This window comes from Microbacterium terrisoli (assembly GCF_030866805.1).
In the GTDB taxonomy this organism is placed as follows: domain Bacteria; phylum Actinomycetota; class Actinomycetes; order Actinomycetales; family Microbacteriaceae; genus Microbacterium; species Microbacterium terrisoli.
This window is the reverse complement of the sequence record NZ_CP133019.1, coordinates 112,765-135,940: the sequence shown is the minus strand read 5'-3', so window position 1 is coordinate 135,940 and position 23,176 is coordinate 112,765. Positions and strand designations below refer to the sequence as shown.

At 69.1% G+C, this 23,176-nt stretch carries 22 protein-coding genes; 13 read left to right on the top strand and 9 right to left on the bottom strand.

Annotated features, from left to right (window positions below; genetic code table 11):
• The first annotated feature begins 52 nt into the window (after positions 1-52).
• Both QU603_RS00630 and QU603_RS00625 read left to right on the top strand, forming a co-directional pair.
• Positions 53-2,572: a CDP-glycerol glycerophosphotransferase family protein gene (locus QU603_RS00630; protein ID WP_308492567.1), complete on the top strand. Its 2,520-nt coding sequence runs from the start codon at positions 53-55 to the stop codon at positions 2,570-2,572.
• Positions 2,573-2,676: 104 nt separating this feature from the next.
• Complete coding sequence (locus tag QU603_RS00625; protein ID WP_308492566.1) at positions 2,677-3,579, top strand: siderophore-interacting protein; 903 nt, start codon at positions 2,677-2,679, stop codon at positions 3,577-3,579.
• A gap of 5 nt (positions 3,580-3,584) precedes the next feature.
• Here the strand turns inward: QU603_RS00625 and QU603_RS00620 are convergent, their stop codons facing one another.
• Both QU603_RS00620 and QU603_RS00615 read right to left on the bottom strand, forming a co-directional pair.
• Positions 3,585-5,123, bottom strand: a complete 1,539-nt coding sequence (locus QU603_RS00620) for a DHA2 family efflux MFS transporter permease subunit (protein WP_308492565.1) — start codon at positions 5,121-5,123, stop codon at positions 3,585-3,587.
• Positions 5,120-5,746 (bottom strand): PadR family transcriptional regulator, encoded by a 627-nt coding sequence (locus QU603_RS00615; protein WP_308492564.1) that lies wholly within the window; start codon positions 5,744-5,746, stop codon positions 5,120-5,122. Before QU603_RS00615 ends, QU603_RS00620 begins: the two co-directional genes overlap by 4 nt.
• A 73-nt stretch (positions 5,747-5,819) precedes the next feature.
• Between QU603_RS00615 and QU603_RS00610 the strand changes: the two genes are divergently transcribed.
• Complete coding sequence (locus tag QU603_RS00610) at positions 5,820-6,782, top strand: phosphoribosylaminoimidazolesuccinocarboxamide synthase (protein ID WP_308492563.1); 963 nt, start codon at positions 5,820-5,822, stop codon at positions 6,780-6,782.
• A 14-nt stretch (positions 6,783-6,796) separates the two neighbouring features.
• Here QU603_RS00610 and QU603_RS00605 read toward each other — a convergent pair whose 3' ends face one another.
• Positions 6,797-7,036, bottom strand: a complete 240-nt coding sequence (locus tag QU603_RS00605) for a DUF2249 domain-containing protein (protein WP_308492562.1) — start codon at positions 7,034-7,036, stop codon at positions 6,797-6,799.
• A 132-nt stretch (positions 7,037-7,168) separates the two neighbouring features.
• Here QU603_RS00605 and QU603_RS00600 point away from each other — a divergent pair, with 132 nt between their 5' ends.
• The 3 genes from QU603_RS00600 to QU603_RS00590 all read left to right on the top strand — a co-directional run bounded on the left by QU603_RS00600 (position 7,169) and on the right by QU603_RS00590 (position 11,306).
• On the top strand, positions 7,169-8,503 hold the full coding sequence (locus QU603_RS00600; protein ID WP_308492561.1) for a uracil-xanthine permease family protein: 1,335 nt from the start codon (positions 7,169-7,171) through the stop codon (positions 8,501-8,503).
• 59 nt (positions 8,504-8,562) lie between these two features.
• Entirely contained in the window at positions 8,563-9,483 is a 921-nt protein-coding gene (locus QU603_RS00595; protein WP_308492560.1) for a VOC family protein, read from the top strand.
• A 125-nt stretch (positions 9,484-9,608) separates the two neighbouring features.
• Positions 9,609-11,306 (top strand): MFS transporter, encoded by a 1,698-nt coding sequence (locus tag QU603_RS00590; RefSeq protein ID WP_308492559.1) that lies wholly within the window; start codon positions 9,609-9,611, stop codon positions 11,304-11,306.
• A gap of 43 nt (positions 11,307-11,349) precedes the next feature.
• On the opposite strand, the gene QU603_RS00585 is transcribed toward QU603_RS00590, so the two are convergent.
• Positions 11,350-11,865, bottom strand: coding sequence for a GNAT family N-acetyltransferase (locus QU603_RS00585; RefSeq protein ID WP_308492558.1), 516 nt, complete (start codon positions 11,863-11,865; stop codon positions 11,350-11,352).
• A 78-nt stretch (positions 11,866-11,943) separates the two neighbouring features.
• Between QU603_RS00585 and QU603_RS00580 the strand changes: the two genes are divergently transcribed.
• Positions 11,944-12,396 (top strand): DUF1801 domain-containing protein, encoded by a 453-nt coding sequence (locus QU603_RS00580; RefSeq protein WP_308492557.1) that lies wholly within the window; start codon positions 11,944-11,946, stop codon positions 12,394-12,396.
• A gap of 153 nt (positions 12,397-12,549) precedes the next feature.
• Here the strand turns inward: QU603_RS00580 and QU603_RS00575 are convergent, their stop codons facing one another.
• The 5 genes from QU603_RS00575 to QU603_RS00555 all read right to left on the bottom strand — a co-directional run bounded on the left by QU603_RS00575 (position 12,550) and on the right by QU603_RS00555 (position 18,557).
• On the bottom strand, positions 12,550-13,563 hold the full coding sequence (locus tag QU603_RS00575) for a LacI family DNA-binding transcriptional regulator (RefSeq protein WP_308492556.1): 1,014 nt from the start codon (positions 13,561-13,563) through the stop codon (positions 12,550-12,552).
• Positions 13,564-13,586: 23 nt separating this feature from the next.
• On the bottom strand, positions 13,587-15,065 hold the full coding sequence (locus QU603_RS00570; RefSeq protein ID WP_308492555.1) for a GH1 family beta-glucosidase: 1,479 nt from the start codon (positions 15,063-15,065) through the stop codon (positions 13,587-13,589).
• A gap of 58 nt (positions 15,066-15,123) precedes the next feature.
• Positions 15,124-16,035, bottom strand: a complete 912-nt coding sequence (locus tag QU603_RS00565; protein WP_308492554.1) for a carbohydrate ABC transporter permease — start codon at positions 16,033-16,035, stop codon at positions 15,124-15,126.
• Positions 16,032-17,150 carry a carbohydrate ABC transporter permease gene (locus QU603_RS00560; RefSeq protein ID WP_308492553.1) on the bottom strand — a complete coding sequence of 373 codons (1,119 nt, stop codon included), beginning with the start codon at positions 17,148-17,150 and terminating at the stop codon, positions 16,032-16,034. Before QU603_RS00560 ends, QU603_RS00565 begins: the two co-directional genes overlap by 4 nt.
• An 81-nt stretch (positions 17,151-17,231) precedes the next feature.
• Positions 17,232-18,557 carry an ABC transporter substrate-binding protein gene (locus QU603_RS00555; RefSeq protein WP_308492552.1) on the bottom strand — a complete coding sequence of 442 codons (1,326 nt, stop codon included), beginning with the start codon at positions 18,555-18,557 and terminating at the stop codon, positions 17,232-17,234.
• A 235-nt stretch (positions 18,558-18,792) separates the two neighbouring features.
• On the opposite strand from QU603_RS00555, the gene purS reads away from it, so the two are divergent.
• From purS to QU603_RS00525, 6 genes are all read left to right on the top strand, one after another.
• Positions 18,793-19,041, top strand: coding sequence for a phosphoribosylformylglycinamidine synthase subunit PurS (gene purS, locus QU603_RS00550; protein ID WP_308492551.1), 249 nt, complete (start codon positions 18,793-18,795; stop codon positions 19,039-19,041).
• The gene (gene purQ / locus QU603_RS00545; RefSeq protein ID WP_308492550.1) at positions 19,038-19,745 is read left to right on the top strand and encodes a phosphoribosylformylglycinamidine synthase subunit PurQ; all 708 of its coding nucleotides are present in this window, start codon (positions 19,038-19,040) and stop codon (positions 19,743-19,745) included. Before purS ends, purQ begins: the two co-directional genes overlap by 4 nt.
• A gap of 117 nt (positions 19,746-19,862) precedes the next feature.
• On the top strand, positions 19,863-20,621 hold the full coding sequence (locus tag QU603_RS00540) for a methionine ABC transporter ATP-binding protein (protein ID WP_308492549.1): 759 nt from the start codon (positions 19,863-19,865) through the stop codon (positions 20,619-20,621).
• On the top strand, positions 20,618-21,289 hold the full coding sequence (locus QU603_RS00535) for a methionine ABC transporter permease (protein WP_308492548.1): 672 nt from the start codon (positions 20,618-20,620) through the stop codon (positions 21,287-21,289). Before QU603_RS00540 ends, QU603_RS00535 begins: the two co-directional genes overlap by 4 nt.
• A gap of 83 nt (positions 21,290-21,372) precedes the next feature.
• Positions 21,373-22,167 (top strand): MetQ/NlpA family ABC transporter substrate-binding protein, encoded by a 795-nt coding sequence (locus tag QU603_RS00530; protein ID WP_308492547.1) that lies wholly within the window; start codon positions 21,373-21,375, stop codon positions 22,165-22,167.
• 64 nt (positions 22,168-22,231) lie between these two features.
• Positions 22,232-23,152: a 2-hydroxyacid dehydrogenase gene (locus QU603_RS00525; protein ID WP_308492546.1), complete on the top strand. Its 921-nt coding sequence runs from the start codon at positions 22,232-22,234 to the stop codon at positions 23,150-23,152.
• The last annotated feature ends 24 nt before the right edge of the window (positions 23,153-23,176 follow it).

Genomic DNA, 23,176 nt, shown 5'->3' with positions numbered 1-23,176 from the left:
CTCACCCTGGTTCCCAGGGACCGGGAGGGCACGCGGTCTACGCTCGAATGTCGTGAACCTTCCGCTGCCCGGCCGCCTCAATCGCTACGTGTCGCGCGCCGGAAAGGCGGTACGGGCCGAACGCATCGCGTACGCGCGATCGAAGCCCATCGCACACGACACCGTGCTGTACGAGTCGTTCGCCGGCAACGGAGTGCTGTGCAACCCCGAGGCGATCTTCCGTCATCTGCTGAACCGGCCCGACTTCGACCATCTCACGCACGTGTGGTCCATCGACGACGAGCAGGCCATCGCCCGCTTCGAGGCCGAGTTCGCCGCGAACCCCCGGGTGCGCTGCGTGCGGCGCGGGTCGTTCGGCTACTGGCGCGAGCTGTCCACGGCCGGATACCTGGTCAACAACGCGACCTTCCCGCCCGCCTTCGGAAAGAGGCCGGGGCAGGTGTACCTGAACACGTGGCACGGCACTCCGCTGAAGCTGATGGGCTTCGACATGCCCAATGGCGCGATCGAGTCCGCCAACACGCTGCGCAACCTCTTGGCGTCAGATTTCGTGCTGGCCGCCAACCCGTTCATGGCCGAGACCATGTACGAAGACGCCTATCGCCTGCGCAACATCTATCAGGGTCGCATCATCGAAGAGGGCTACCCGCGCATCGATCGGCAGCGCCTGACCGACGCGCAGCTGGGGGATGTGCGCACGGAGTTGACGCGCGCCGGCATCGCGGTCGACGACAAGCCGATCGTGCTGTTCGCCCCGACCTGGCGCGGAGCCTCGTTCAGCGATCCCGCCGACGGACTCGACGATCTGGCCGCGCAGACCTCCGCGATGCAGACGGCCCTCGGCGACGAGGCGGTCGTGCTGCTGAAGACGCACCAGATCGTGCACTCCCTGGCGGCATCGCGGCCGGGCCTGCGCAGCATCCTGGTTCCCAACACCATCCCCACCAACGTGACGCTGGGCGCCGCCGCCGCACTGGTCACCGACTATTCGTCGATCTTCTTCGACTATCTGGCGACGGGCCGGCCGATCGTCTTCTTCACTCCCGATGCGGACGCCTATGCCGAAGGCCGCGGCACGTATCTGCCGCTGGACCAGCTGCCCGGTCCGGTCACCGCCGACGCCGCAGAGGCCGGCGCGCATGTGCGCGGGCTGCTGGACGGGACGCATGACGCGCACGAGCGCTACGCCGAATGGGTCGAGCGCTTCACGCCGTTCGAGGACGGCCAGGTCACCCAGCGCGTGGTGGACATCGTGTTCCGGGGTGTGACATCCGGCCGCCGTGTGCGCGCGGCCCGTGCCGACGGACGCAAGCGCCTGCTCTTCTATGTCGGCGGCATGCGCTCGAACGGCATCACGACCTCGATCGTGAACCTGCTCAATGCGATCGACCACGAGAAGTACGACGTGACGGCGCTGATGCCGCTGTTCCGCGCCGAGGATCCGCTGCTCAACCGCACGCGCATCCACCCCGCGGTGCGGCAGGTCTTCCGCATCGGAGGGATGAACGGGTCCAAGGCCGTGCAGCTGCGCCGGCACGCCCGCAACCGCCGCGGGCTGCCGCCTGCCCCGCGAGACGAGCGCTGGCACACGGCACTGTGGGATGCCGAGTGGTCACGCGTGTTCGGCTCGGCACGGTTCGACTGGGTCGCCGACTTCAGCGGATACAGCCCCATCTGGACGAATCTGCTGCTGCACTCGCCGAACGCGCCGCGGGCCGTGTGGCTGCACAACGAGATGGCGGCCGACCGTGAGCGCACCGTCGCGGGCCGCCAGCATCTCAAGCGCGCGCTGGGCCTCGTGTTCTCGATGTACCGGTCGTTCGATCACCTGGTCTCGGTGGCCCCGGAGCTGACCCGGCTCAACCGTGCCGGCCTGGCCGCATACGCGCCGCCCGAGCGGTTCACGACAGTGCGCAACCTGCCCGACGTCGAGCGGGTCGTGCGCAGCGCGGCCGAGCCGCTGGCCAGCGTGCTCGAGCCCGAGGAACCGACCCCGGCGTGGGTGAGCGAGCTCTCGTCGCCCGCGCACGAGACGAGGTGGTTCGTGTCGGTCGGGCGCCTGTCGACCGAGAAGAACCACGCCCGCCTGCTGCGTGCATTCGCGCAGGTGCACGCGCAGCACCCCGAGGCGCGGCTGGCGATCGTGGGTGCCGGCCCGCTGTTCGCCGATCTCTCGCGACAGGTCTCGGAGGCGGGGTTGACGGATGCCGCGTTCCTGACGGGCCTGCGGCGCAATCCGTTCCCGATCCTGGCCGCGGCCGACTGCTTCGTGCTCTCCAGCACGTACGAGGGGCAGCCCATGGTGCTCCTGGAAGCCGCGCTGTGCTCGCTGCCGATCGTGTCGACGGCGTTCGGATCGGTGCGCGACGCACTGCCGGGCGACACCATCCGCATCGTGGAGCAGTCCGACGATGCGCTGCGAGACGGCATGCTCGCATTCCTGCGCGGCGACGTGCCGCCCAGCACGCTGGATGCCGCCGCCTACACGACCGAGGTCATCGCCGAACTGGACGCGCTGATCGCCTCGGGGCAGTCGGACGCGGCGTTCACGAGCCCGATCCGCACTTTCTGAGCTCTGCACGCGCCAGCCTGGCCCGCGCAATGCCCGCCGCAAGAACCACGCCATAGGCTGGTCAGTGCGCCGCGACGCACACGCGGCAACGAAGGAGAACACCCATGACGGATGCCGCAGCCGCGCCGACGACGGAGGCCGACGGGCCCTTCTACCGAGGTGGTGCCCGGCACCGGTTCACCGCACGCGAGGCGACGATCGTCGCCCTCGAGCCGCTCACGCCGGACTACGTCCGCGTGACGGTCACGGGCCCCGACTTCGCTGATTTCCGCAGCGACGGGCCGAGCGATCACACGCGCACGTTCTTTCCCGATCCCGTGACCGGCCGGGTCGTCGCCCCGGTGGCCGCGGGCCCCGGTGAAGAGGGCGTGATCCGGCCACAGGCCGAGATGTTCGGCCGCGACTTCACCCCATTGAACGTGCGTGACGAGGACGGGCGGCGCCTCGTCGACCTGGACATCCTCATCCACCAGGGGCCGGGTCCCGCGGCCCGCTACATCGTCCAGGCGAAGCTCGGCGACACGCTGGTTCTGGTCGGTCCCCGCGGTTCGAAGGCCGTGACGCGCAACGCACCCCGCGTGGTGCTCATCGTGGACGGCACCTCCCTGCCGTCGGCCGCCCGGTGGCTGGCCGAGCTGCCCGCGACGACAGCGGTCGAGATCATCGCCGACGTGCCCGACCTCGATGCCGGCCGCTCCTACCTGCACAAGGCGCTCAGCAGGGACGCGCACAGCACGGCCGAGGCGAAGAGCCGTGGGTTCGGCCTGCACTCGGCCCGCACCTCCGCATCCGGCGCCGACCTCGTCGCCGCCCTCACGGCGGTGGGAGTGGATGCCTCGACCTACGTGTTCGCGGCGGGCGAGGCATCCACTCTCCTCTCTCTGCGACGGCACCTGCGCCACACCCTGAACCTGCCGCGCGAGCAGTTCACCGTCACCGGCTACTGGCGCGAAGGCGTCGAGGCATGGGACCACCACGCCCCGATCGACCCCGCCGACATGGACTGACCGGCCTACGAATCCGCGTGCGCGTGCTGCCAGTCGGCGGCCGCGCGCGCCGTCGGGTCCTTCATGAACAGCACGACGATCACACCGATCGCCATCACGATGGCCGGCAGCAGCATGGATTGCGCCATGGCCGAGGCGAAGGGTCCCGCGATCATGTCGGGCAGCTGCTTCACATCACCGAACCCACCGGCGTGGTCGGCGGCGCCAGGCAGGTTCGCCGTCAGACGCGCCTGCATGAACGCGGCGATCGCCGACGATCCGAGCACCGAACCCATCGTGCGGGTCGTGTTGTAGATGCCCGACCCTGCGCCGGCTTGGCGCGGCTCGAGGCTGCGCGTCGCGGTGGTCGCCAGCGGCCCCCACAGCCCGGCGCTGCCGAGGCCCATCACGGCCGAGGGCAGCAGGAACATCCAGACCGGGGTGTCCATGTTGCTCAGCGCCGCGTACCAGAACAGCGCGCCCGAGAACAGGACGATCCCCGGCACGAGCAGCAGGCGCGAGTCGACGTGGTCCAGCAGGCGACCGGCGAACGGTGAGAGCACGCCCGCCAGCACCGCCATCGGAATCATCAGCAATGCCGATTCGGTCGGGGTCAGGCCCCGTGCCAGCTGGATGAAGAACATCATCGGCAGCGTCATCGCCGTCACGGTGAACCCGACCAGTGCGATCCCGAGGTTCGACACCGAGAAGTTGCGGTCACGGAACAGACTGAGCGGCACGAGTGGCTCGCTGCGGGTCTTGGCCTGCTGCCAGATGAACACTCCCAGCAGCGCGACGCCCAACACGATCAGCTGCCACACCGTGATCGGACCCCAGATCGCACCCCAGTCGTACTTCTCGCCCTCTTGAAGACCGAACACGATGAAGAACAGCGCCGCCGCCGACAGCACGACGCCCACCATGTCGAAACGGTGCCGGTGGGTGGGGAGCTTGGGCACGAGGATCACGGCGAGCACGAAGCCGATGACGCCGACCGGCAGGTTGACGAAGAAGATCCACTCCCACCCGAAGCCGTCCACGAGCAGGCCGCCGGCCAGCGGGCCCACGAGCATCGCGACGCCCGAAGTGGCGCCCCACAGGCCCATCGCCGCGCCGCGCTGGTTCGGCGGGAACGTGCGGGTGATCACGGCCATCGTCTGCGGGGTCAGCATCGATGCGCCCACGCCCTGCACGGCCCGGAACGCGATCAGCATCGTCAGCGACGTCGACAGGCCGCAGCCCAGCGAACACAGCGTGAACAGCGAGAGACCGATCAGGTACAGGTTCTTCGGCCCGAACCTGTCGCCCAGTCGCCCGGTGATCAGCAGAGGCACGGCATAGCCGAGCAGGTAGGCGCTGGTGACCCACACGACATTGTCGAGATTGTTCGTGTCGGGGTCGAGAGCGGCCTTGATGGCGGGGTTGGCCACCGACACGATCGTGGTGTCGACCAGGATCATGAAGAACCCGACCACCATCGCCCACAGTGCGGGCCAGGGGCTGCGGGGCTGATGGCCGCGCAGCGAGGATGCCGCACCCGGTGCGGCGGCGGAAGTCTCGGTCATTGCTGTGCTGCCTTTCGCAGAGCCAGATGGGCATCGCGGTGTCGGGGTGGAAGATCGGTGATCCCCCACAGGAAATCGGGGCGCGCGAGGCGCTCCAGGAACGAGTCGGTCCAGGCCAGGTCTGCGGCCACGAGGGCGGCCTGCCGGTCGACCTCGACGACGAACTGGTCGGCGATCTGCATGCGCTCGACGTACGCGAGCCCTGCTTCGAGCGTCTCCAGTTCTGCGCTCAACTCGCTGCGGCGGGTCGTCATCAGCGCGACGACCTCGGCGCGCTCGAGATTGTGGGCCTCGGCGAGCGCGACGCGCAAGTCGGGCGATCGCGCACCGTTCCCGAGGTGCATGCGCACCCAGCCGGCGACCGCTTCGGTGCCCTCGTCCTGCAGCGTGTAGGTCGTGCGTTCAGGACGATTGCCCTCACGATCCACACCGACCTCGGCGATCAGCCCGTCGCGTTCGAGCCGCGCGACCGTGTGGTAGAACGTCCCGTTGGTGAAGGTGACCATACGGTCGGCGCGTCGATGGCGCAGCAACCGGATCATCTCGTACGGATGCATGTCCCCCTCGCGCAGCAGCGCGAGCACCATCACAGCCAACGGGGTGAGCGCAGCATCCTTCGCCATCGGTTACTCCAGGTCGATTAGTCCGCCTGGACTATATACCTTCGCCCGGACACCAGGATGGGAAGATGGGCATGTGACCACTCCCGTAGAACTGCCCGGCTGGACTCACTCCTACTCCGGCAAGGTCCGAGATCTGTACACGCCCTCGGGCGACGAGGGCGCGGGCACCGGGCGCCTGCTCGTGGTCGCCAGCGACCGCGTGAGCGCGTTCGACTACCTGCTGTCGCCGGGCATCCCCGACAAGGGCGCGTTGCTGACGACGCTGAGCCTGTGGTGGTTCGACCAGTTGGCCGGCGCCGACGGAGGCACGCCGATCCCGAACCATCTGGTGGACGGCGCGACTGTTCCGGATGCCGTGGCCGGGCGCGCGATGGTCGTGCAGGCCCTGGACATGCTGCCCGTCGAGTGCGTGGTGCGCGGCTACATCACCGGGTCGGGATGGGCCGAATACCAGCAGAGCGGCACTGTCTGCGGCATCCCGCTGCCGGAGGGCCTGTCGAACGGCGACCGGCTGCCGCAGCCGATCTTCACGCCCGCGCACAAGGCGCCGATGGGCGAACACGACGAGAACATCACGTTCGCCCAGACGGTCGACCTGGTCGGGGCCGAACACGCAGCGGCGATCCGCGACCTGTCGATCGACGTCTATCGGCGTGCGGCGGCGACGGCCCTGGACCGCGGGCTGATCCTGGCCGACACGAAGTTCGAGTTCGGCGTGGCCGCCGACGGCACGATCACGCTGGCCGACGAAGTGCTGACGGCGGATTCGTCACGGTATTGGGATGCCGAGGCCTGGCGCACCGGGTCGACACCCGACGAGCGCATGGCGAGCTTCGACAAGCAGATCGTGCGCAACTGGCTGGCCGCGCATTGGACCCACGCGCCCGGAGGCTCGGCGCCGCGCGTGAGCGATGCGGCGAGTGAGCGCGGGGAGGACAAGACCGGTGAGCCGCCGACGCTGCCCGCCGAGATCGTGCAGCAGACGGCTGCGCGCTATCGCGAACTCATCGAACGGCTCACCGCACCGCATCACTGACGACGCGGACGAGGTCACTCGGCGGCGGGGCGACCGATCTCGACGCGCCACACCTCAGGACCCTCTTCGAGGTACTGCCACGAGTAGCGACCGGCGTGCTCGGCCTCGAACTGGTAGTACAGCGGCTTCGGGTCGTGGTCGTTGACGAGGATGTAGGACTGGCCCGGTTCCAGGGCGCCGTACTTCTCGAAGATGGTCACGTGGCGCTGCGCGGGCACCATCGTTCGGACATCGAGGATTTCGGACTCGCTCATGGAGCTCCTTTCATAGAGGCACCTTCGACGTTAGTGCCGTCCGAAGGGGGTGGGCCCCGATAAAGTCATCCCGGCGGCACTGTTCTCGACCTCCGCCTTCCTCTCCTCCGCCCCGACCTTTCTGGAGCCCGCATGCCCCTCTGGACCCTGCACGGCAACGGCCGCACCGTCGCACCCGGCGCTGTCGTGCACCCCGGCGAACGTCTCAACTGGCCCGCCACGATAGCGATCGGCGCGCAGCACGTCGTCGCGATGTTCGGGGCGACCTTCCTCGTGCCGATCCTGACCGGGTTCCCGGTCTCGACCACGCTGCTGTTCTCGGGTATCGGCACGATCCTGTTCCTGCTGGTCACCCGCAACAAGCTGCCCAGCTACCTCGGGTCCTCGTTCGCCTTCATCGCACCGGTGACGGCGGCCACGGCATCCAGCGGCATGGGCACGGCCCTCGCGGGCATCGTCGCGGTCGGAGTGCTGCTGGCGATCATCGGCTTCGTCGTGCAGTTCGCCGGCATCGCCTGGGTCGACCGCTTCATGCCACCCGTGGTCGCCGGAGCCATCGTCGCCCTGATCGGCCTGAACCTCGCGCCGGCAGCGTGGGGCAACGTGCAGAAGCAGCCGCTGACGGCGATGGTGACGCTCGCGGCGGTCATCCTGTTCAGCGTGCTGTTCCGCGGCTTCCTCGGTCGCATCTCGATCTTCCTCGGTGTCGTCGCCGGCTATGTCGTGGCCGGTTTCCAGAACCAGATCGACTGGAAGGCCGTGAACGACGCCACCTGGGTGGGGCTGCCCGAGTTCCACTTCGCGAACTTCACCGCCCCGGGCACGTGGGCTGCGATCGCGATGTTCCTGCCCGTGGTGCTCGTGCTCATCGCCGAGAACGTGGGACACGTGCGGGCCGTCGCGACCATGACCGACACGTCGGTCAACGAGCAGACCGGCAAGGCGCTGATCGCCGACGGTGTGTCCACCGTCATCGCCGGCACGTTCGGCGGTTCGGGCACCACGACGTACGGCGAGAACATCGGCGTGATGGCCGCGACCCGCGTGTACTCGACGGCCGCGTACTGGGTGGCGGGGTTCGTGGCCATCCTGCTCGCCCTCTCGCCGAAGATCGGCGCGCTGTTCAACACGATCCCCGCCGGCGTGCTGGGCGGGGCGACCACGGCGCTGTACGGCCTGATCGGGATCATCGGCATCAAGATCTGGGTCGACAACCGCGTCGACTTCTCCCGCCCGGTCAACCAGTACACGGGTGCCGTGGCGCTCGTGGTCGCCATCGCGAACTTCACGATGGGCTGGGGCGACTTCACCCTCAACGGCATCGTGCTGGGAGCGGCCGCCGCCCTCGTGATCTACCACGGCGGCAACGCGATCGCGCGGTGGCGCAAGACCGGCGCCGACGACGGCGGCCCGATCCCGGCGGTCGGCCCGCTGGGCGGCGACCCTGTCGACGCGCAGGGCGCCTAGGGCGCCTAGGTGTCGACGCGGCGGGAATGGAGCGAGGATGCCGCGCGTTATGTATTCATATGAATGACTTCTCCGTAGCGCCCCTCGCTCCGCAGGGCACCGAGCGCCCGGATCGACTGGCCGCCGACACCGCGATGGGGGCAGTGACGCTGCTGGTCGCCGACCTCGACGCGATGACCGCCTACTACCGGGATGCCGTGACGCTGCAGGTGCTGAGCGCCGACGGCGACACCGTGACGCTCGGTCGTGCCGGCCGCGCCATCGTGATCCTGCGCCACGAGCCGAGCCTTCGCCACGCCGCTGCCGGGTCGGCGGGGCTGTACCACACGGCGATCCTGTTCGAGTCGCAGGAGGCGGTGGCAGCCGCCCTGTACTCGACCGCGCGCCGCGCGCCGGGTACGTTCACCGGCAGCGCCGACCACCTCGTCAGCGAGGCGTTCTACTTCACCGATCCCGAGGGCAACGGCGTCGAGCTGTACGTGGACCGCGCCCGCAGCGAATGGTCCTGGACGCACGGCCAGGTCGAGATGGCCACGATCTTCCTCGACCCGAACCACTACCTGCAGGAGCATCTGAGCGAGCAGGCGCTGGCGGGATCGACCGCACAGGACGCGGCATCCGTCGGTCACGTGCATCTGTCGGTGGGGGATGTCGCGACCGCCCGCGCCTTCTACGTCGACGCCCTCGGGTTCGATGCGACCGCGACGCTCGGCAACCAGGCGCTGTTCGTGAGTGCCGGCGGCTACCACCACCACATGGCGATGAACGTCTGGGGGTCGCGCGGTGCGGGACCCCGGATGCCCGCGCTGGGCCTGGGACGCATCGACCTCGCACTGCCGAGCGGCGACGCTCTGGGCGAGCTCGGCGAGCGCCTGCGCCACCACGGATTCGAGGTGCACGACGACGGGCGCACGCTGAGCTTCGGCGACCCCTGGAACAACGCGCTGCACGCGACGGCAGCCGAGCACGCAGCGGGCTGAACGGGCGAACACGGCGCCGGCTGGGCGTGTGAAGCGCGGCGAGCCGGCCGACCGGCCGCGGCGAGTGGGCCGCCGGCCACGATACATGCTCGCCACCGCGGGCCGCGAGGTCCTAGAGTGTGCGCATGGGGCGCAGGCCGACGCGCGGCAGACTGGGTGAAGCTGCCGCGGCGTTCGCCAGCAACTGGCGCAACCCGAGCCTGCGCCGGGCACAGCTGAGCTTCTTCGCCGAGTGGACCGCCGGGTGCGCGTTCACTGTCGCGCTGAGCGTGGTCGCGTTCACCTCTGGCGGCGCCCTCGCCGTCGGCCTGGTCGGACTGATCACGGTGGCCCCGTCGGCGTTTCTGACGCCGCTGCTGGCACCGCTCGCCGATCGCGGACGCCGCGAACGCGTGCTGGTGTTCGCGGCAGCCGTGCGCGGGGTGGCGTTCATCGCCGCCGCCGTCGTGGTGGCGATGTCAGGCCCACTCGCCGTGGTGCTGCTGCTGGCCGCAGCCTCTGCGGTGCCCGCAACCCTGTACCGGCCCGCGCACTCCGCACTGCTGCCGACGCTGAGCCGCAGCGGACGCGAGCTGACCAGTGCGAACGTCGTGCGGGGGCTGCTGGACTCGACGGCGAACCTCATCGGTCCGGCTGTGGCTGCCGTGCTGATCGCCACCGTGAACGTCGCAGCGGTCATGGCGGTCTCCGGGGCGGCGGGACTGTGCGCCGCGGCGCTGGTCTTCGGGTTGCGCTATGACGCGCCCGCGCGGCAGACGCCGGAGCGAAGACCCGCCCTGGTGCGAGAGGCGATCGAGGGCATCCAGGTCGTCATCCACCGCCGCGACCTGACCCTGGTGCTCACGCTGACCACCGCACAGATCCTCACCCGCGGTGCGCTCATCGTCTTCTCGGTCGTCGTGGCCGTCCAGCTGCTGAGCATGGGCGAGGCCGGCACGGGAACCCTCATGGCCGCCCTCGGCGCAGGTGCGGTGATCGGCTCGCTCGCGGTATCGATTCTGGTGAGCACGTGGCGGCTGGGCGCCTGGTTCGCGATCGGCATCGGCCTCTGGGGCCTGCCTTTCGCCCTGATCGGCGTATTTCCACAGCAGGCGACCGCCCTATCCATGCTGGCGCTGGTCGGTGCCGGCAACGCGCTGGTCGACGCGGCCGGCTTCACGCTGATCGGCCGGCTGGCACCCGACACGGCGATGGCCCGGGTGTTCACGCTGCTCGAGAGCCTCGGCGCGATCGCCACGGGTGCCGGATCGATGCTCGCCTCGGCCTTGATCCAGTGGTTCAGCATCGAAGTCGCGCTGATCGCCATCGGGCTGCTCTGCCCGGCACTGGCTGTCGCGTCGTGGTGGCGCCTGCGCACGCTCGACCGTTCGGTGGCGGCGCTGGACGCCGAGATCGGACTGCTGCAGAACGTGCCGATGCTCGACCCGCTGCCGCTGCCCGCCGTCGAACAGCTCGCCCGCGGGCTGCAGACGGTGACGACATCCACCGGCGAGACGGTGTTCGCACAGGGCGACGTGGGCGACCTTTACTACGTCATCGAGTCCGGAGAGGCGGATGTCTGGGGTGCGGGACGACGGATCACCACGCTCGGAGCCGGTGAAGGCTTCGGCGAGATCGCGCTGCTGCGCAGCACGCCGCGCACCGCGACGGTCACCGCCCGCACGGACCTGACCCTGCGAACCCTCGATGCAGAATGCTTCACCGGCGCGGTGCTCGGATACGTGCCCAGCGCCCGCGCAGCGACGCAGAACGTCGAGAGCTCGCTGCGGCGCTACGCGCCCGGCGACGCTGCCGACGACGCTGCCGACGACGCTGCCCCGTAGTGCGCGGGCACCGGGCGACGCGGCAGGATTGCTGCGCGGCCCGTCAGCGGGCGACGCGGTATGTGAAGCCGACGTGGGACTCGGCGAAGCCGAGCCGCCTGTAGAAGCGGTGTGCGTCGGTGCGGGCGGCGTCGGATGTGAGCTTCACCAGGCTTGCACCGAGCGCGGGGGCTGCGGCATCCATCACCCAGTGCATCACCGCCCCGCCGATGCCTTCGGATCGGCGGTCGCCGGCCACACGCACCGCTTCGACCAGCAGGCGCGTGCTGCCGCGACGCGACATACCCGGAATCGACGTCAGCTGCAACGTGCCGACGATCTCTCCGTCAGGCTCGACGACGACGATCAGCTCGTTCGACGGATCATCGATGATCGCGGCCAGCGCTCGCGCGTACACGTGCTCGTCGGCGCCGCTGTTCTCATCTCCGCGCGCCGCGCTGATCGGGTCGTCGGCCAGCAGACGCATGATCGCCTGCAGGTCGCGCGCTGTCGCACGCCGGACCGTCACGGATCCGTGGGGCAGCGCGAGGTCGGTGGGCAGGGCGAGTGAGTCGAGCACTCCCCCATCCTCACATCTCTCACCGGCTGAGCAGGATTCGAGAAGCGGGCGGATCGCGGCATCCGTATCGTTGCCGTCATGAGCCCTGAACGCAACACGAAATCCGGATTCAACGCCGACGAACGCGCCGCCATGCGCCAGCGCGCCGCAGAGCTGAAGGCGCAGGAGCGCAAGGGCAAGTCGCCCGCCGAGAAGGCCGCGATCGACCGGCAGGACCTGCTCGACGCGATCGCCGGCATGGAGCCGGCCGACCGCGCGATCGCAGAGAAGCTCGACGAGATCGTGACCTCGGTCGCCCCGCAGCTCGGGTCGAAGACCTGGTACGGGTTCCCGGCCTACACGCGCGACGGAAAGGTCGTGCTGTTCTTCAAGCCGGCGGCGAAGTTCAAAGACCGTTACGCAACGCTCGGCTTCGAGTCGGCGGCGCAGCTCGACGACGGTCAGATGTGGCCCACCTCGTACGCGATCCTCGGCGTGGGCCAGGCCGAGCAGGATCGCCTCGCCGAGCTGGTCACGCGCGCCGCGGGCTGACGCGACAACCGGGCCGCGGCATCCCTCCCTGGGTCGAAATCATGTGTGTTCGTCGGCGACACATCGGATTGACGTCAAACCCGTGTGTGCGCGTCGAACACACATGATTTCGACGCGGGAGACGCGGGGCGAGCGGGCGGAACGGGCGGGCGGTCAGGCTGACGCGCGCACCACGAGCTCGGCCGGCAGGATCGTCGCGTGCGGCGGCCGGCCCCCGGCCAGCACCTGCAGCAGCACGTCGGCCATCTGCTCGCCCTGGTGGTGCGAGGGCTGACGCATCGTGCTCAGCGCGGGCGTGACCGACGTCGCGATCGGCGAGTCGTCGAAGCCGAGGATCGCCACATCATCGGGCACACGCAGGCCACGCTCGCGCAGGGCGCGCATCGCCCCCTCCGCCATCAGGTCGCTGGCGACGAACACCGCATCCGGCGCGGGCCCGGCGTCGAGGATGGCACGCATCGCGTCGGCTCCCCCGGACGCCGTCCACCCGCCTTCGGCGACACCGGCCACCGGCAGCCCCGCCGCGGCCAGCACCTCGCGGAAGCCCTGCAACCGGTCGATGGCCGCCTGCATCGTCAGGGGCCCGGTGATCGTGGCGATGCGGGTGTGACCCCGCCCGACCAGGTAGGCCGTGGCGTCCCGCCCGCCGGCGACGTTGTCGACGTCGACGTAGTAGTCGTCCTCGTGGTGGCGCACAGGCCGGCCGCCGTAGACGACGGGCATGGCGGCATTGATCAGACCGACGAACACGTCGCTGGTGTGGTGCGACACGATGATGGCGCCGTCGACGTTGCCGCCGCGCAGATAGCTGGTCATCTTGCGGCCGGGGTCATCGCTGGCGATGAACAGGTTCAGCACGTAGTCGCTGAGCATCAGCCGGTCGTTGATGCCCGACACGATCGAGGCGAAGAACGGGTCGCCGAAGAACCGCGCGGTGTCTTCGGGCACGACCAGCGCGATCGCCAGAGTCTGCCTGCTGGCCAGCGACCGGGCCGCGCGATTGGGCACGTAGTTCAACGCGGCGATCGCACGCTGCACCGCCTCGAGCGCCTCAGGGCTGACCGCGCTGGACCCGTTCACCACGCGCGAGACCGTCGACCGTGACACTCCGGCGGCGGCGGCGACCTCTTCGATCGTCACCGTCGCTCGTGCCGTTGCTGCCGCCATCGGTTCTTCCCCCGTGAGGGATGCTACCGGGCGGCGTTGTCCAACGCGGGCACTGCCGCGTCGTCCAGCGCCCGTGCCGCGATGACCTGGGCGTACGTGCGCCCGCTGTCCTTGAGCGTGCGCTCGAGCGTGTCGTAGTCCACGTGGACGATTCCGAACCGCTTCGCGTAGCCCCAGGCCCACTCGAAGTTGTCCAGCAGCGACCAGGCGAAGTAGCCGCGCACGTCGGCTCCGGCATCCACCGCATCCAGCACCGCACCCAGGTGCGCCGTCAGATACGCGGCCCGGTCGCTGTCGTGCACGCGCCGCTGGCCCGACTCGACGACGAGCTCGTCCTCGTACGCCGAGCCGTTCTCGGTGACGTACAGGGCGACGTTCGCCGGGGCGGAGTACTCCTCGTGCACGCGCAGCAGCAGACGGGTGAGCCCTTCGGGCTGCACTTCCCAGTTCTGCGCGGTGCGGGCGAGCCCGCGCTCGTGCCAGAAGATGCCCTCGTGCGAGGGGAAGGGGGATGCCACTTCCCGCGTGCTGGGGGCGTCGCCGGCCGGCACCGGCTCCGGCGAGGGCCGGCCGCCGACGTACTCGCCGTGGTAGTAGTTCACGCCGAGGGTGTCGATCGGTTCCGCGATCACCGCGAGGTCGCCCGGACGCACCGCCTGTTCGAACCGCCCGACCGCCCCGGCATCGACCTGCCGGATGTCTTCGACGACGTCGGAGGGGTATGCGCCGCGGAACACCGGGTCGAGGAACCAGCGGTTGAACTGGCCGTCGATGCGTCGCGCCGCGTCGGCGTCGGCCGGGTCGGCCGGGTCGACCGCGTCGGCGACGGTGAGGTTCAGCGTCAGGCCCAGGTTCAGCCCCGCATCGCGGGAACGCAGCTCGCGCACGACCTGCCCGTGGCCGAGCAGCATGTGGTGCGCTGCCAGCAGGCCCTCCTCGACGCTGGTGTGGCCGGGGGCGTGCTCACCGCCGGTGTAGCTGAGGAATGACGCACACCACGGCTCGTTCAGGGTCGTCCACACGTCCACCCGGTCACCGAGCGCGTCGTGCAGGTCCAGGGCGTACTCCGTGAACCGGTCGGCGGTCTCACGCACGGTCCAGCCGCCGCGAGCCTGCAGCGCGTCGGGCAGGTCCCAGTGATAGAGAGTCAGCCACGGCCGGATGCCGGCATCCAGCAGCTCGTCGACCAGGCGCTCGTAGAACGCGACCCCTGCAGGGTTCAGCGCGCCGCCGTCCGGGCGCACACGCGCCCACGACGTCGAGAACCGGTAGGACTGCAGCCCCATGCGCTTCATGAGCGCGACGTCCTCGCGATAGCGGTGATAGTGGTCGCACGAGACGTCGCCGTTGTCACCGCCGACGACAGCTCCGGGCACGCGGCAGAACGCGTCCCAGATCGAGTCACGGCGGCCGTCCTCGTCGTGCGCGCCCTCGATCTGGTACGCCGCGGTGGCGGCGCCGAACAGAAAGTCGGACGGGAAGGGGCGGGTGCTCGCGCTCATGCGGGGCGGGTTCCTCTCTCGGGGCGGGTGCGAAGCGATACGGGACTGCGGCGCACGGTCAACCTTTCACCGCTCCGGCCATGATGCCACCGACCAGCTGCTTTCCGGCAACGATCAGGACCGCCAGCAGCGGCAGGGTGGCAAGGACCGCACCGGCCAGCACGATGGAATAGTCGACGTATCGCGCCGACTGCAGCTGGCTCAACGCCACCTGGAGGGTCGGGTTCTGCGGCACGACCAGCAGCGGCCACAGGTAGTCGGTCCAGGCGGTCATGAACGTGAACAGGCCGAGGATCGCCATGGCGGGGCGCGCGGCGGGCATGCCGACGTGCCAGAACGTGCCGATCATGCTCGCGCCGTCCATGCGCGCGGCCTCGATGAGCTCGTCGGGGATGACATCGACCAGGTACTGGCGCATGAAGAACACACCGAACGCGGTCACCAGCGTCGGCACGATGACCGCACCGAGCGTGCCGGTCCAGCCGAGCTCCTTCATGACCATGAACATCGGGATGATGCCCAGCTGCGTGGGCACGGCGAGCGTCGCGATGACGAACACCATGAGGCCCTCACGCCCCCGGAACCGCAGCTTCGCGAACGCATAGCCGGCCAGGGTCGAGAAGAACACGACGGATGCCGCGATCACGGTCGACACGATCACGGAGTTGCCCAGTGCCAGCCAGAACGGCACCGTGTCGAACACGGCCGCTGTGTTCTTCCAGAACTGTCCGCCGGGAAGCAGCGGGGGCCAGGTCTCGGTGAGCGCTTTGTTGCCGGTCGCGCCGATGATGAACGACCAGTACAGCGGGTACGCGCCGGCGATGAAGAACACCGACACCAGCGTGTAGGCGAACCAGCCGGGGCGGCGGTCGATGCCGATGCGGCCGCGGCCGCGGCGACGCGGGGCCGGCCGCGGAGCACGGGCGTGTGCCGTCACCGTCGAGGTGGCGGTGGGTGCCTGCACGGTCATTCGATGCCCCTTTCAGATGCGGACGCGACGGTCGCGGCATCCGGGACTCGTGCCTCCGTCGCCGCCTGGGCGGCCGCCTGGGCGGCCGCGGCGCGCGCGAGGCGGCGCTGCACGCGGCGCGAGGATGCGCGTGTCTCGGCTCCGGCGATGCTGCGCGAGAGGAGGAAGTTGATCACGCCGATCGCCACGATCATCAGGAACAGGATCCACGCGACGGCGGAGGCCTTTCCGAACGACTGACGGTTGAACGCGAGATCCCAGAGATAGAGCACGGTGGTCTGATATTGCCGCTGTGGACCACCGGGGATCGCGCTTGCCGCGTTGAACAGCTTCGGCTCGGTGAAGATCTGCAGTCCGCCGATCGTGGCGGTGATCACGACGAAGATGATCGTGGGACGGATGCTGGGGATCGTGATCGAGAAGAACCTGCGCACCGCTCCGGCTCCGTCGATCGCGGCCGACTCGTGGATGTCGCGCGGCACGGCCTGCATCGCGGCCAGAAGGATCAGGGCGTTGTAGCCGGTCCAGCGCCAGTTGACCATGGTCGCGATGGCGAGGTGACTGGGCAGGGTGTCGGTCTTCCACATCACGGCCGGCAGGTGGATGACCTCGAGGAGGTTGTTGATGAGGCCGTATTTCTCGCTGAACATGCTGCTGAAGATCAGCGTGACGGCGACCGGGGTGACCACGTAGGGCAGGATCACCGAGATGCGCCAGAAAGTCTTGGCGCGCAGGTGCTGGTCGAGCACTGCCGCCAGCACGATCGCGGCGATCAGCTGCGGTATCGCCGAGAGGAAGAAGATGCTGAAGGTGTTGAACACCGAGTTCCAGAACAGCGGATCTGTCAGTTCGGCGGCGAAGTTGTCGAAGCCCACCCAGTCACCCGGGCCGGTCAAGAGGTTCCAGTCGTTCAGCGACACGACGAACGTGTACAGCAACGGGAACAGGCCGACCAGGCCGAACAGGATGAAGAACGGGGCGACGTAGGCGTAGGGCGAATAGCGCACATCCCAGCGGCTGAGCCGCTGACGGAATGCGGATCGCGGCGACGTGCCGGCGGGGCGGGCGGCGTCGCCGGCAGCGGGGCGCGGCGGCGACGAGAGCGTGGTGGTCATGGCCTTCTCGATCGTCTGGGTCTTTCTCGGCGGCCCCCGCGGTATCGGGGGGAAAGGCGGGGGCCGCCGAGAAAAGGGGGACTACTTGTTGACGACGAGCTGGTCGAGCAGCTTCATGGCGCTATCCCATGCCTGCTGGCCATTCGCCTTGCCCGAATCGAGCAGCTGGACGCTGGGACCGAAGACCTGCTCTTGGATCACCGAGTCGTCCGGGCCCTTGTACTGGGCCACGACACCCTGCGCGCGGGCTGCCAGGATCTGGCCGACCGGAGCACCGTTGAAGAACTTCGTCAGGTCGCTCTGACCGGTCACGCCCGGGTCCTTCTGCGCGGCCAGGTTGCTCGGGAACGTGCCCGCGGCCTGGAACGCGGCGACCTGCGACTTCTCGCTGGTCAGGTACTCGGCCAGCGCCGCAGCCTCCTTCGGGTGCTTCGAGGTGGTCGGCACGGTCAGGAACGAGCCGCCCCAGTTCGCCGGTCCGCCCGGGAACACGTCGGCGAAGTCCCAACCGCTGTCGGCGCCGCCGCCGGCGGCCTCGGCCGGTCCCTTGATGTTGCCGAGCATCCAGCCCGGGCACACGAATGTCGCGAACGAGCCGTCGAGGAACGCCTTGCCCTGGCCCCAGTCCCACTGGGTCTGGTTGCTGCTCAGGCCGTCGGCCGCGCCCTGCGCGAGCAGCGCCCAGCGAGCCTTCAGCTGCGCGTTGTCCTTGACGTTCAGCTTGCCGTCGGCAGTGTAGTAGCCCTCGGGCAGCTGGTTGACCATCGAGTTCCAGACGAAGCCGGACTGGTCATACCAGGCCTTGCCGGTCTTGTCGTGGTACTGCTTGCCGATCTGGAAGAACTTCTCCCACGTCGCGTCGGCGCCGCCGAAGTACTTGGCGACGTCCGCGCGGTCGGTGGGCAGACCGGCGGCGGCGAACAGCTTGCTGTTGTAGCAGAGGCCTTCGGGGCCGATGTCGGTGCCGTAGCCGATGATGCGGCCGTCCTTGTCGGTGGCCTCCTTGACCTTCCAGTCGACCCACTGGTCGCTGATCTTGTCGGCCCCGTACTTGCGCAGGTCGGTGAACGAGTCGCTCACCTGCATGACCTTGCTGAGCCATCCCTCTTCGACAGCCTGCACGTCGGGGAGTCCTGCGCCCGCGGCCTGCTTGGTCTGCCAGTCGGTCAGTGCGTTGCCGCCCGTGTCGATGTTGGTGGCCTTGATCGTGATGTTCGGGTGGTCCGACTCGTACTGCTTGTACAGTCCGTCCAGGCCCATGGCACCGAACGTCGTGACGGTCAGGGTGATCTTCTGACCGGCGTCGTCGGAGCCCGAGGTGCTGCCGGCGCAGCCGGCCAGCACGACGGCTGCGGTGGATGCCACGGCCGCAACGATTGCGGTCCGTCGCAGTGCTTGCGTTCTCACGGGTGTCACTCCTTTGTGGAAGAGATGGGTGCTGTGCCGCATGGCGCTCCGTCTCGCTGTGGGAGCGCTCCCACGTCACGATCATGCACTCTATGGGAGCGCTCCCACGAATGTCAACCCCGGTTTCAGAGATCCGTGAGACTGCATCTGAGCGGCGGCGAGCGAGCAGAGGTTCAGGGCTGGGCGGGCACCGTAGGATGAAGGGGAACCCTATCCGCGACATCCGGAGCTTTGAATGCCCACCATCGTCGTCGACGTCATGCCCAAGGCCGAACTGCTCGATCCGCAGGGAAAGGCCGTCGCCGGCGCGCTCGCGCGGCTGGGTGAGGATGCATTCACCGGTGTGCGCATCGGCAAGCGGTTCGAACTGACCGTTGAAGGTGAGGTCGACGAAGCGACGCTCGCGAAGGCCCGCCGCATCGCGGACGAGATCCTCTCGAACGGCGTGATCGAGGATGTCGTGGGCATCGAGGTCGTCGAATGACCACCCGCATCGGGGTCATCACGTTCCCCGGCTCGCTCGATGACCGCGACGCGCAGCGCGCGATCCGTCACGCCGGTGCCGAGCCGGTCGCTCTGTGGCACGGCTCGCACGACCTCGACGGGGTCGACGCCCTGGTGCTGCCGGGCGGCTTCAGCTACGGCGACTACCTGCGCTCGGGCGCCATCGCGGCGCTCTCGCCGATCATGGCGGCGGTCAAGGATGCCGCAGGCAAGGGCATGCCGGTGCTCGGCATCTGCAACGGCTTCCAGATGCTCGTCGAAGCGCACCTGCTGCCGGGCGGGCTGATCCGCAATTCCAACCAGCAGTTCGTGCGCCGAGACCAGCGGCTGCGCGTCGAGAATTCCGACACCGCCTGGACCAGCGGGTTCGACAAGGGCCAGGAGATCGTCATCCCGCTCAAGAACGGCGAGGGCGGGTATGTCGCCGCCGCCGACGCGCTCGCGCGCATCGAAGGCGAGGGCCTGGTCGCGTTCCGCTACCTCGGCGTCAACCCGAACGGATCTCTGAATGACATCGCGGGTCTGACCAACGAGCGTGGCAACGTCGTGGGCCTGATGCCGCACCCCGAGCACGCCACAGAGCCGGGCTTCGGCCCCGACACCTCCGCGGCCATGCGCTCCGGCGTCGACGGCCTGACGTTCTTCACCTCGGCGATCGCCGCGACGGTCTCCGCCGCGGCCTGACCCTGGCATCCCCCTCCCCTCCCGCTCGCGAGCGTGCCGGCACGCGAGCGCTTTCACCGGCCAGCTACCGGTATAGTTGAACTCAGTCCATAAACGGCGGGTATCAAGGAGCGACGCATGCCGGAATCCGGCCACGTCGCCGACCCCGACGCCGTCGCGCGGCTCGAAGGCGTCACGGTGCGCTACGGCGCCACCACGGCCCTGCGCGACATCGACCTCACCATCGAGCGGGGCGAGATCCTGGGCGTGGTCGGCGAATCCGGCGCCGGCAAGTCGACGATGCTGAACCTGCTCGATGCCGTCGAGCACCCCACCAGCGGCCGCGTGCTGATCGGCGGCGTCGACCCCGAACCGCTCGGCGAGCGCGGTCGCCGGCTGCTGCGGCACCGCATCGGCATGATCTTCCAGAGCTTCAATCTGCTCGCCAACCGCACGGTGCGGCAGAACATCGCGCTGCCGCTGAAGCTGCAGGCGAAGAAGGATGCCGCTCTCGTCGACAGTCTGCTCGCCTACGTCGGCCTGACCGAGCGGGGCGACGCGTTCCCGGCGCGGCTGTCGGGCGGCCAGCGCCAGCGTGTCGCCATCGCCCGGGCACTGGTCACCCGTCCGGAACTGCTGCTGTGCGACGAGCCCACCAGCGCCCTGGACAATCGCACGGCGGCCGACATCCTCGACCTGCTGGCGCGCACCCGACGCGACTTCGGCACGACGATCGTGCTGGTCACGCACGAACTGCCCGCGGTTGCCGCCGTGTGCGACCGGGCCGCCGTGCTCGAACGCGGGGTGCTCAAAGACATCCTGCCGGTGACGAATCGACCCGAGCGCACCGACGATGCGAGCTATCTCGACCACGTGAGGCGAGTGCTGGGCGCATGAACGGGTACATCGCCGACATCCTCGCCAACGCCGACAAGATCGGCATCGCGCTGGCCGAGACCGGCTATATGCTCGCCTTCTCGCTGGCCGCCGCCATTGTGCTGGGCATGCCGCTGGGCGTCGTGATCTACCTCACCCGGCCCGGCGGGGTGCGCGAACTGCGGCCGGTCTGGTTCGTGGCGAACACGTATGTGACGGTCGTGCGCTCGTTTCCGTTCCTGCTGTTCGTCGTGTTCCTGATCCCGGTGACGCGGCTCGTGTTCGGCACGACGTTCGGCACACCGGCGGCCACCTTTCCGCTGTGCTTCGTGGGCGTGGCGCTGTACGCGCGGCTGGTCGAGCAGATCCTGCTCGAGGTTTCGCCGGGCGTGCTGCGCGCCGCGCACGCGATGGGCGCGAGCACGCCGCAGCTGGTCGGGCGCTTCTTGCTGGTCGAGGCGCGCTCGGGACTCGTGTATGCGCTGACCTCGGCATCCATCAGCCTGATCTCGTATTCGACGGTGCTCGGCATCGTCGGCGGCGGCGGGCTGGGCGACTTCGCGCTGCGCTACGGCTACCAGGAGTACGACTACCCCCTCATGTACACGACCATCGTGCTGGTCATCGTCTGCGTGCTGCTGATCCAGACCGCCGGCGAGAAGGCATCGGCCCTGCTCGACAAACGCTGAACCGACAAACCCTGAACCGACAAACCCTGAGCACGCTCTGCACCCCACCCCGTGAGCCGCAGACCGGCTCGAGAAAGGCACCCATGAGAATGCGCACGATCGCCGCGCTGGCCGCGGCATCCCTCCTTCTGCTGACCGGATGCGCCGGCGCCTCGGGCGACAACGCCGAATCCAAGACGATCAAGGTCGCCGCGACCGTGACGCCGATGACCGACGCGGTCGAAGCCGCCGCCGACGTGATCGGCGACGGCTACAAGATCGAGCTCGTGCCGGTCTCCGACTACGTCCAGCCCAACGTGCTCCTGCAGCACAAGGAGATCGATGCGAACCTCGTGCAGTTCCCCGGGTTCATGCAGGAGTTCAACGACAAGAACGGTGCGGACCTCGTCGCCGTGCAGCCGGTGTATTCGACCGTGGTCGCGTTCTACTCCAAGAAGCACAAGAGCCTGAACGATCTGCCCGACGGCGGCAGCGTCGTGATCCCCAACGACAAGTCCAACGCCGCGCGCGCCCTGCAGATGCTCGCGAACGCGCACCTGATCACACTGAAGGACGGCACGGCACCGTTCACCGCGACCCCCGACGACATCGCATCCAATCCGCGCCACCTCAAGCTCACGCAGGTCGACCTGCTGCAGCTGAACACGGCGTATGACGAGGCCGACGCGGTGTTCGATCTGCCGTCGTTCGCGCGGCAGCTGGGCCTCACACCCGACAAGGATGGACTGGCCGTCGAGAAGGACCCGCGCTTCGCCGTGACCCTGGTGACCAGGGCCGATAACGAGAAGTCCCCCGCGATCGCGGCACTGGTGAAGGCCATCACGAGCGACCACGTGCGTGAGAAGCTCACCGGCCTCGGGGTGCCGCCGGCGTTCTGAGGCGGGTCCGGGCCGCTCGCAATCCGAGCCCGGCCCGGCTGCGCCGGGCGGTAACGTGGGCGCCATGCCTCGTCTCGTGGTCTCGGTGCCGACCGAGCAACTCGCCCATGACCTTGTCCCCCTGCCCGACGGCGTCGAGGTGATCGTCTGGACGATGGATGCCGCAGCCGACCGCGATGCGATCGACATCGTGGTTCCGCCCTACATGAACGCGGGCGACATCTACCCGTCGCTGCGCGGGCTGCGCACGCGCCTCGTGCAGGGCCAGTCGATCGGCTACGAAGAAGTCGTGCCGGTACTGCCGGCCGGCCACGTGTTCGCGAACGCCGCGAGCGTGCACGAGGCCTCGACCGCCGAGCTCGCGGTGGCCTTGACGCTGGCCGCGCAGCGGCGGCTTGCCGACTTCGTGCGCGCGCAGGACCGGCATCACTGGGCGACGGAGTTCGCTGCGAGCCTTGCCGACCGGCGTGTGCTGCTGCTCGGATACGGCGGGGTGGGCAAGGCGACCGCCGCGCGCCTGGCGCCGTTCGAGGTCGACCTGACCGTGCTGGCCAGCCGCGCCCGCGACGAGGGTGATGTGCACGTGCACGGAATCGACGAGTTCTCGTCGCTGCTGCCGGATGCCGAGATCGTGATCGCGACGCTGCCCGCCAACGCCGCCACGCGGCACCTCATCGATGACGCCGCGCTGTCGCTGCTGCCCGAGGGCGCTCTGGTCGTCAACGTCGGGCGCGGGCCGCTCATCGACACCGATGCCCTCGTCGACCACGTGCGGCGCGGACGCATCCGTGCGGCGCTGGATGTCACCGAGCCCGAACCGCTGCCGGCCGACCATCCGCTGTGGTCGCTGCCCGGTGTGCTCATCTCGCCGCACGTCGGCGGCGCATCGACCGCGATGATGCCGCGCATCGCACGGCTCGTGCGCACCCAGATCGACAGGATGCTCGCCGGCGAGCCTCCGCTGAACGTCGTCATCGGCGGCTGACCGGCTGGGCGGACCACGCGCGGG

Coding starts and splice junctions, on each gene's coding strand:
- QU603_RS00625 (WP_308492566.1), top strand. CDS start 2,677: ATGACGGATGCCGCAGCCGCGCCGACGACGGAGGCCGACGGGCCCTTC.
- QU603_RS00620 (WP_308492565.1), bottom strand. CDS start 5,123: ATGACCGAGACTTCCGCCGCCGCACCGGGTGCGGCATCCTCGCTGCGC.
- QU603_RS00615 (WP_308492564.1), bottom strand. CDS start 5,746: ATGGCGAAGGATGCTGCGCTCACCCCGTTGGCTGTGATGGTGCTCGCG.
- QU603_RS00605 (WP_308492562.1), bottom strand. CDS start 7,036: ATGAGCGAGTCCGAAATCCTCGATGTCCGAACGATGGTGCCCGCGCAG.
- QU603_RS00600 (WP_308492561.1), top strand. CDS start 7,169: ATGCCCCTCTGGACCCTGCACGGCAACGGCCGCACCGTCGCACCCGGC.
- QU603_RS00595 (WP_308492560.1), top strand. CDS start 8,563: ATGAATGACTTCTCCGTAGCGCCCCTCGCTCCGCAGGGCACCGAGCGC.
- QU603_RS00590 (WP_308492559.1), top strand. CDS start 9,609: ATGGGGCGCAGGCCGACGCGCGGCAGACTGGGTGAAGCTGCCGCGGCG.
- QU603_RS00580 (WP_308492557.1), top strand. CDS start 11,944: ATGAGCCCTGAACGCAACACGAAATCCGGATTCAACGCCGACGAACGC.
- QU603_RS00575 (WP_308492556.1), bottom strand. CDS start 13,563: ATGGCGGCAGCAACGGCACGAGCGACGGTGACGATCGAAGAGGTCGCC.
- QU603_RS00570 (WP_308492555.1), bottom strand. CDS start 15,065: ATGAGCGCGAGCACCCGCCCCTTCCCGTCCGACTTTCTGTTCGGCGCC.
- QU603_RS00565 (WP_308492554.1), bottom strand. CDS start 16,035: ATGACCGTGCAGGCACCCACCGCCACCTCGACGGTGACGGCACACGCC.
- QU603_RS00560 (WP_308492553.1), bottom strand. CDS start 17,150: ATGACCACCACGCTCTCGTCGCCGCCGCGCCCCGCTGCCGGCGACGCC.
- purS (WP_308492551.1), top strand. CDS start 18,793: ATGCCCACCATCGTCGTCGACGTCATGCCCAAGGCCGAACTGCTCGAT.
- purQ (WP_308492550.1), top strand. CDS start 19,038: ATGACCACCCGCATCGGGGTCATCACGTTCCCCGGCTCGCTCGATGAC.
- QU603_RS00540 (WP_308492549.1), top strand. CDS start 19,863: ATGCCGGAATCCGGCCACGTCGCCGACCCCGACGCCGTCGCGCGGCTC.
- QU603_RS00535 (WP_308492548.1), top strand. CDS start 20,618: ATGAACGGGTACATCGCCGACATCCTCGCCAACGCCGACAAGATCGGC.
- QU603_RS00530 (WP_308492547.1), top strand. CDS start 21,373: ATGAGAATGCGCACGATCGCCGCGCTGGCCGCGGCATCCCTCCTTCTG.
- QU603_RS00525 (WP_308492546.1), top strand. CDS start 22,232: ATGCCTCGTCTCGTGGTCTCGGTGCCGACCGAGCAACTCGCCCATGAC.